This window comes from Skermania sp. ID1734 (assembly GCF_007489285.1).
Taxonomy (GTDB): Bacteria; Actinomycetota; Actinomycetes; order Mycobacteriales; family Mycobacteriaceae; genus ID1734.
On record NZ_VLIY01000029.1, the window covers coordinates 20,860 to 29,730 of the forward strand.

Consider the following 8,871-nt stretch of genomic DNA (forward strand, 5'->3'; position numbering starts at 1 on the left):
AGTCAAACCCAGTTAGTTCACCAGTTTATTTCCAAATCGCTTAAGCAATCTTTTTGTTCGAGGAAAGCGATCGAAACGTTTTGCAATACGGTAGGCTAGTGACACTTGAAGGAAAGACTCGTCGAGTATGCTGCCTTTCAATCCTTGACCTTGCGCAAGTAACACTAGTGGCTGCAAGGACGGGGGAACGGCCGATAGATATGGCCTAATATTTCGTTGGAGATTCGCCGTCTCTTCGGTGCTCTTTAGCATTCCCAAATTGGACTGACGGTACCAAAAGAGTGCATCCGGGATAATCCACGTGACTGCTCCTTGGAGCGCTGCGGTGCTAAAGAATTCCCAATCTTCGTGGCCCAAACCGTAGTCCTCGGTAAAGCCTCCGACAGCATCAAAGGTTTTGCGTCGTACAAGTGAGTTAGCATCGCCGAAGCAGTTGCGAATAGCGCCGAGCGATACCGGACCGCCCGTCATCAGGGCACGATGGTCGCAGGTAGGGGGGTAATGCTCTGCTTCATCACCGCGGAACACATCGAGCTGGCAGACGACGATGTCCGCGCCAGTGCGTTGCGCAACCCTTATGAATGTAGAGATTTCGTAGGGCTTGGCTGCATTATCATCGTCCATGAATAGGAGCCAGTCTCCAGAAGCTTCTGACGCCGCTGCATTCCTCGCGGCGCCCAGGTATTTGTTATCCTGCCGTATAACCTTTAACTGGAGCTGCGGGTATCGCGTCGTTACTGTGGCCAAATACTTGACAGCGTCCTCGCTTGACGATCCATCATCGACGAGAATCACCTCAAAGTTCGTATAGTCTTGCTCAGACAGCGACTTGAGGGCGTAATCGAGATATCGAGGGCGCTCAAAGTGAATCAAGCACACAGATACGAATGGGTCGTCTTCTGGAAAATCTGGCCAGACGATCGACGTATTTCTTGACTCATGTGCAATGAGCGTCTCTTGCTCTACCTCTGAAGGGTGCACTGCGAACTTCGCTAATTGGGCGCCTTGTCCGAGGACTTGCGCTAACTTGATCGCGAGCGAATTGGCGGTCGGCTCAAATAGCGATGCGAGATGACTGTCGGGCGCAATAAGCTCTGGAATCCCACCAACAGCACTCGCTAAAAATGGTATGCCCGACGCTAAGCACTCAAGTACCGTATATGGTGAGTTTTCGGCTAGTGATGCAATTACCGCCAGTCGCCCCGGCTCTGCTAAATAATCGAGCGCCGCACTTTGATCCTTGTTTGTAATTACCTGGTACTCAAGATTCCACCGAGATGCTCGTGCCGCAATATAGGAGGTGGACGGTGCACCATCCACGGTGCTGGTCTTCCCTAAAAACGTAACCTTCACCGGCCGCGAAATTTCAGCTCTATCAATAGCATCACAGAAGAGCCGAAGTCCCTTGCGTACTTCGAGTCGACCGAAGAACACGATCTCGTCGACCTGCAGAGTGCCGGAGATGCTAAGCGGTCTAGCCTCGCGGGTTCTATTGTGAAAGACGTTCTGTCTAACCGTCACGCGCTCTGGCAAACGCCAACCTTGGTGACGCATCCAATCGATCATGTAGTTGCTTGGACTGACGAGCTCATCTGCCAGACGAACTGATTCGCGCTCAAGATAGTCGGTGCGGATGTCTTCGGGGTCGGTCAGTAATTCATAATTGTTGTATTTATGCCAAAGAATCGGGCTGTGAGCCGTGACCACGATTCGTGTGTTGGCAAGAGAATGGCCCGAACGGCGACCGTACACGCTGAAGAAGCCCGCTCCCCGCCAGTCATGAAAGTGCACCACATCAAAGTCGGATGCACGCAGCCACTCATACGCTCTCATCGACACGACAGCGGAATAGGGTCCACCTAGCTGAACTTTCGATGGCGGCAGTGGCACTAAGGTGATACCCCGACGCCGGTAGTCGGCGACCCACTCGCTAATAGTGCCGTCCTCACAGTACGTACCCAAGAGGTAGAGAACAGTGACGTGGTGACCAGCAGCAACGAGCGATCGTGCAAGCTCGCTATTGGCGGTGCCGATGCCTCCGTTCCGGACCGGCCCGATGATGTCATATGTGGCTATGCAGACTTTCACTGTTCCTTCTTGAGGCGATAGATGCGGCAACGAGTCTCGACTCTAGCTTCTGCGGGTGATCTCGCCGTTGTTCGCGGCGGGCGCGATTGTTTGCCGACTGTTGCTCTAGTCCGATGTGAGAGTTTGAACCGCCCCGGCTTGACGCACTTCGGTGTATTTGAGCCCAACCTGCCGGCCGGTGCGATGTGCATGGTAGTCGGCCGCGTACTCGACCGGGTGGTCTGCAGTCGAGGCGATACATCAGCCGGGGGTTGTTGTACCAATCCACCCAGTGCGCGGTGACAGACTCGACGTCACAGACGTTGTGCAACGGTCCGCCACGGAACGGCGAATCGGCACGCATCGATTCGGTCCTATAGAGCCCAATCGTAGGCTCCGCCAAGGCATTGTCGTATGCGTTACCGACACTACCGATGGACGGAATCAAGCCCGAGATCATCAGTGTTTCGCCGCGTCGAATCGAGGTGTACTGTGAACCGGATATCAATGGTGAATTGTGTTGCTGCTCAATGGGTTGCCTTCACGATCCCGCAGAACTGCGGCCAAGCGTGTCCCGCGGTTCATCCTTCTCGCTGCTGCTATCGGTCATATGAACCCCTCCGTGGTCTCAGCGCAAGCTATCGCCTGTCCGATCAGCTTCGCCCGCCACAAGGGTACTCATGGCATACCAACCAAAATGGCGGCGCACCAACCGTTAGAGCTGCGAAAACCCAGATGATTCGATAGAGGCTGAGGGCTAGGTTGACGTCGAGCGGCGTGCTGCAGGGGGCCTATGCTCGCCTCGGAGCCGCCTTCTAGTCGCACCGTACGGTCACGCTAAATAGAAAAGGACATGTCATGGCCTACAACTTCACCTTTGGTGACGACAACCTGTATGGCCATGTAGTGCGACTGCTCGATGAGTTGGTCGAAGCCAGGGGAAACCGCCCGGAAACGGCGCCGGACTCTGCTGTGCACCTCGATATTGGCTGCGGCTATGGCGCAGTAGCGGAGGCACTTCGTGAGCGTGGATACCAGTACGTCGGCCTCGATATCGATGAAGAATCTGTGGGCAATATTCGCGAGCGAGGGTTCGAAGCGTGGCAAGTCGATCTCCGCGCGGTTGATCGCCTCAAGGAGTCGTTAGATTCGATACTGGGCGATAGGCAACTGCGGTCCATAACAATGCTCGACATCATCGAGCACCTTGCAGATGGCCGTGCGGTTCTGTCGTGCGTGCGTCAAATAGCGGAAGAAAGAGGACTTCCGCCGTTGATTGTCAGCGTGCCCAACGTGACCCATCGTGACCTCGGCATCAAACTGCTGACAAACCGGTGGCAATACACTCAGACAGGGCTTCTGGACCACACTCATCTGCGCTTCTTCACCGAAGTCGACCTTGAAAAATTCATGGGCAGTGTCGGATGGCGGCTCCTTACAAAGCGAGATTTCGAAATGCTTAGGAGTGACCAGCACTTTCCGATGGATAGCATTGCGTTGTCGGATACCACTCCGCTTGGCGCGTTCTTGCAGTCGATACGCGAGCTAGCTGGATATGGATCGACGGTTAATCAATTCGTGCGCGCGTACTCTCCTGGCGACGTTACTGATGTACCGGTCCTGTACGACAGGGTCGGTGATCGTTCCGCATTATTGAGCGTGATAGTGCCGATCGCGTCGGAAAACATTCACCAGCTCGGCGGATTGTTCGAGTATCTCGAACGGCAGGAGTGGCGTGAATTCGAACTTATCGTGACCGGTTATGGACTCGACGAAGCGGAGCGGGCACATTGTCGAACGCTGACGACCGATATTTCGAGCGTTCTTGGATGTCGCACTGCTTTCATGCATGTAGACGGCAAATCTGAGGCGAGCGCCCTAAACGCTGCACTCGAGTGCGTTCGCGGCAAGTATGTATCAATTCTTGTGGATGATATTCCTACCGACTGGCCTGCGTCATTCGTCGGTCAGATCACTGAGCCATGCGTCCAGATGCTGGTAGCTAAATCTACCGGGACACCTGCAGCCCGCGGTGAAGCAAGTTACAAAAACGTAGATCGAGATGCTGCGCTCGCTTACCATGGCAGGCATCGTCCGATTAGCTACTATGCGTTCCCGTGGCAGTTCTTCGGTGAACTAGGGTTTCGGTTCGATGAGAGTGAGGAAAGAGTCGACTATCGGCATCCAATCTCTCGTGCGCTGTCCCTTTGTGGTGTACAGCAGGGCGAAGAGGCTACGCCGGCCAAAGAACCCGCTAGTTATCAGTTGATTTCCACTGACTCGCTGACCAAACTTTTGGGGCGGACGCAGAAACTTGAGGCTCGATGCGCGGAGCTTGAATCAGCAGTTAACCACCTACGTCAGCCACGCAGGCTCAAGCTCATGACCAGCCTCAGATCAATTAAATCAGGAAATAGGCCATAGTTCCGTGGGTGATCATCCGTCGGTCAGGGCGAGGCCTCGCTAAACGCGCCCTCCGCTTTCAGTTGACTTGCTTGGCCAGTCAAGCCAACTTGCTGTTGAGCACTCCCGCACAAGTCGGTATGGGCGTGTCGCGACCCAGCGCCGACCGCATATCCGGAATGAGCCCCGTCCGCCCACCGGAGTCTAACCTTGCCGCTGGGCACGAAGTAAGCGGATTGTTCACGAAGGTCAATCGCCATCTCTCGGTGAGACTGTGTCGGACATCGAGGAGTGCTCCGCCGTAAAGACCCGATGGCGTGTTGTGCACGCGAATAGCCACCGCTCCTCGAGGATCTACGCCCGTCGCGACAGTCCCTGACAAAGGTGAGCGAGTTCCTTTGTGTTGGAAAAACTGGCGGACGGATTAACACTGTCATCTGAATGATATACATCAGCCACATGGGCATGCTGCGTGAATGTCATTTATTCAGAGTAAAAGGGCGCCTCGGCTAGCTTTGGAGCTCTCCGTGATGATAGCTTCGGCCCGCTTTCGTAAGTACGGACGACCAGCAAGGGCGCGGGTCCGAGGAGGACGGATTGTGAAAACAATTAAAAGGGCAAAGGTTGCCGCATGTTTGACTCTCGGCATGGCACTGGCAACACCCATGGCTGGTGTGGCTTCGGCGACACCAGTATCGACCGTTCCGCCCCCGCCTGTGGTCAACAAGAATGTCCACAACGCCGGTCTCTCGGACATTGGCCCTGGCATAGCCGGTGGAACGACTAGCTTCCTAAGTGGGCTAGGTTCGGGATATGCGGACGGAGGGCAAACAGTCGCAACTGGCGCAGTCAACTTCACCGGTTGGGTGCTGAACGGTGACTACAATTTTATTACGCACTTCGTTCTTCCTCCGCTCGTTTGGCTTGGCACCAAAATGGGCGAACCCTTTGACCCACTGAACAACTATCTGGCAAATAAGGAAAGCAACTTCTTCAATTCCCTTCAGCCACCCCAGCAGTCGCACTCTTCTACGCCACCTCCCGTCACTCCCCCGGCTACGAGCGGGGAAGAGGGCAATAGTGACAATTCAGACGGGGATTGGGGCGCGGTTCAGCGAGCTTGGCAGCAATATCTACAAAACAACGACAAGAATCAGCAACAATTGCATCAGTCCTGTGTTCAGAATGGGTTGGCACCCGGATCTACTCCATGGTGCTAACCGCCGGCTTTCGCTGGCATCTAGTGCGATGCCGCGTCATTGGCGGAAAGGTGCTCTAGCCGGAGGATTGCCGGGGTGCGGCAAAGCGACCGCCCGTGTCGACGCAGGAACGGTCGCTTGAGTGCGGTCGGTGCCGCGCGCTTTACGTTTGGCGGCTTCAATCTGCTCGGTGGTGGCCACGGACACGTAGGTGGGTGTGCCGTCGTGGTGTACCGCGTAGGCGTAGGCGCTGACCGGCTTGCCGCGATTCGTCCCGAACTGCTTGAACTTGTGGAAGGCTCGCCGTCGCCACGGGCCTCGAGCACGGCATCATCTGCCGCCAAGGCGATGGCGACCGGGATCCCAAATGTCGTCGGCGCGCGACCTTGATGATTGGGCTGACCGAGTTGCAACCGTTCATAGCGCTCCACTCGACGCTCGTCCTGAGGTCGGCGCAGGTGTGCGGCGCGATGGCAGAACAGCTTTTGGTACCCGAGTTACCCGACCATTACGGCGACTGGTCCCTTTTGAACATCGTTTTCACGAATGTGTGCATTCCGCCATCGCATGAATGGTCTTTCTACGGCGATATATGTGGCTGCTGCCAGTGCGTAGCAAAGTCCGAATGCCACACCCAGTGCAGTCGCCTTTCTGCTCGCGCTGGTCAGCCGTTCCAATATTGTTTCGTTGCTGAATATCAACATGAGAACGAGAACGTGCCCAAGATAAAGTGAGTATGAGATCTTTGCAGTCCCAACAATAAACTTGTCAAGTGCCGATGCTCGAAAGGTTTGGAGACGCGTCGCCGCCGCGAGAACTAATGCTATGGAAATGGATAGGAGCGGGAAGTATGCGGCAGCGACCAATGGATTAGTGATGGTTGCGTTGACGACTGCCGGAAGCAAGGTCACGCCTGCTACCAGGACGAAGGCGGGGAGCGTTACCTGCCAGCGACGCCCCAGTCGATCGAAGATGTTCTTGTGATACAACCGAATGTAAGCTGCCGCAACACCGATAAATAGCGAATCTATGCGGCAGAATACGCACTTCCGGATGTACGCGTCGTACGTCGAAACATCTGTCACGTTATGCAGCAGTACCAGCCGAAAAACCATGGGAATCGCCATAAAGACGAAAGCGATCAATAAAAATCGCCTCCCTCTTTTCATGCTGGTAAGAGCCGTGGTACCCGCGATCGCTATTGGAACAAAAATGTAGAACCATTCTTCGACGGAAAGGCTCCATGAATGAGCAAAAAAGCGTGGATTGGGCCACGCTAGATTTTGGGTTAAAGTGGCGTACCGCCAAGCGTAGCTATATCTGTTGGCGTCTGCCGTGTCAGCTAGGAGGTAGATAAAAAGAAAAACAAAGTACAGCGGCAGCGTACGTGTCCATCGGCGGATCCAAAACTTGAATAGGCCGGTTGCATTACTTAGCTGATTTGCGTCAGCGGACCGCAGGAGGATATGTCCTATCAAGAAGCCGCTGAGAACAAAGAATATCTCGACACCGATGGTTCCAAGTGGCGCTACATAGCCCAATAGCCAACCTGAATTGACGCGCGAAAATACGAGCGCATGGCCAACGACCACGGACAGCACCGCAAGCGCGCGAAGAAGATCCAACCCGAACATGCGCCCGGTGGTCGAAGTAGCCATTCGCGCTCCCAAAGATGTTGCTCATGCGGTGGAAACATAACACCAAGCGTCGACTGAAGCCTTGATCAGCGTCAGGAGTAACGCAGCGTGAATCGCTGGCTAAGTGCTAGTTGCTAGTGCCGGCGAGACGTTATTCGAGCGTGTTCTGCGAGAGGTGAGTTCGATCATGCTAGGTCGCTGTCGCCCAGAGTCACGTACATTCGCTTAGCTATCGCGTGTGGTTCAAGACCCGGTTTCAGCACGGCGACGGTCAACCCGAGAGGGAGCGGGTTTGGGTTCGGCCCCCAACCGCCCGCCGCAAAGATGCGAAGAGCCTTTTCATCGCCGTTCAGCCACATCTCAAGCGTGGTAGCTCCCGCCTCAACGGCGCAGCGAATGATCTCAAGGTTAAGCAGACGAAGCGCCCGACTATCGCGGCCATCCCAAACCAGATCGACCACCTTAATTTGATTGTCAACCTTCCGCAGGACGGTCCATGCGTGCAGGCGTTTCCCGCGGGAGACGCTCCGGTAGATGTAGTTGATCGGGTTCTTGACATACCGGTAGTCGAGGTAGGCGCTATCGCGCACTTGAGCTACCGGGTACCGGTGGCTCGATCGTTGCCATAGGCTCTCGATCGACGCTAGGTCCGCGTGGTCGTCGACTCGGTAAGGCCACCGCAAGACCCGCGGGATGCCGGCGCTAGCGGCTCGAACTAGTTGAATTACATCGACGGGGTCCGAGTACCCGAGTCGCTTCAGGCCGATCTGCAGATGACGGGCACCTGGGAAGCCGAAGCCGATTGCGAAGTCTTCATGTTGTAGCGCATGGAGGATGGTTTCCTGCACTAGCGCGCTGAATACCATCGCAGTCGACGTGCCCTCGCGTTTGAGGCGAAAAACGTCGCAGGGTTGAAGAGATTTGTGCTCTTGACCATCGACCTGCAGGTGGCCAATAAGTGAACCGTAGTACGCGATCAACTCCGATTGACGATCTACTGCTACCAAGGCGAACACGCGTTCGTGGTTCGCACCGTACTTCCACAGCCATTCTGATCTCGGCCGCTGCGCCCCGTTGAAGGCCTCCGAGAATCCCGCCTCGATCGCCGGCCAATCCTCTTCGTTGACGAGCCGGAATGAGACTCCTTCGATGGGTTCGAGCGGCGGCAGCTTTGGACGGGCGTCGATGACCATTGCATCAATGTACGGGAAGCTCACAATCCCCCCACTGTTGCCGGACTTCGTGCCCGCGAAACGCTGAAACCGATGGTCAAGCCCCTAGAAGTGGTGTAACTGAATTGTGATCCTTCGTTGGTGATCAGGCGGGTAGTTGCATCAGTGCATCAGTGGTCACCTCCGTCTGCGAGCTGGTGTCGGTGTCGGTGGTCAGGGTGAGTCGGCAGCGGCCCAGGACTTCGAGTCCGAGGTATCGGCGTCCTTCGGCCCATTCGTCGGTCTGCTCGGCAAGGACGGCGCCGATGAGGCGGACGATGGCATCTCGGTTGGGGAAGATGCCCACGACGTCGGTGCGGCGGCGGATCTCTCGGTTGAGCCGCTCGGTGGGGT

The 8,871-nt window shown here is 55.7% G+C and carries 6 protein-coding genes; 2 read left to right on the forward strand and 4 right to left on the reverse strand.

What is annotated here, in order from left to right; all coding sequences use genetic code 11:
• Window positions 1-12: 12 nt before the first annotated feature.
• Window positions 13-2,088 (reverse strand): glycosyltransferase, encoded by a 2,076-nt coding sequence (locus FOS14_RS23660; protein WP_185981919.1) that lies wholly within the window; start codon window positions 2,086-2,088, stop codon window positions 13-15.
• 837 nt (window positions 2,089-2,925) lie between these two features.
• Between FOS14_RS23660 and FOS14_RS23670 the strand changes: the two genes are divergently transcribed.
• Together FOS14_RS23670 and FOS14_RS23675 are read left to right on the forward strand one after the other, a co-directional pair.
• Complete coding sequence (locus FOS14_RS23670; RefSeq protein ID WP_143773318.1) at window positions 2,926-4,491, forward strand: bifunctional 2-polyprenyl-6-hydroxyphenol methylase/3-demethylubiquinol 3-O-methyltransferase UbiG; 1,566 nt, start codon at window positions 2,926-2,928, stop codon at window positions 4,489-4,491.
• 578 nt (window positions 4,492-5,069) lie between these two features.
• Window positions 5,070-5,690 carry a hypothetical protein gene (locus FOS14_RS23675; protein WP_143773319.1) on the forward strand — a complete coding sequence of 207 codons (621 nt, stop codon included), beginning with the start codon at window positions 5,070-5,072 and terminating at the stop codon, window positions 5,688-5,690.
• Window positions 5,691-6,166: 476 nt separating this feature from the next.
• Here FOS14_RS23675 and FOS14_RS23685 read toward each other — a convergent pair whose 3' ends face one another.
• The 3 genes from FOS14_RS23685 to FOS14_RS23695 form a co-directional block, all read right to left on the reverse strand.
• Complete coding sequence (locus FOS14_RS23685; protein WP_143773320.1) at window positions 6,167-7,327, reverse strand: acyltransferase; 1,161 nt, start codon at window positions 7,325-7,327, stop codon at window positions 6,167-6,169.
• A 164-nt stretch (window positions 7,328-7,491) separates the two neighbouring features.
• Entirely contained in the window at window positions 7,492-8,499 is a 1,008-nt protein-coding gene (locus FOS14_RS23690; protein WP_143773321.1) for a hypothetical protein, read from the reverse strand.
• Between the two features lie 124 nt (window positions 8,500-8,623).
• The coding region (locus FOS14_RS23695; RefSeq protein WP_185981611.1) for a transposase at window positions 8,624-8,871 on the reverse strand (248 nt) is incomplete at its 5' end.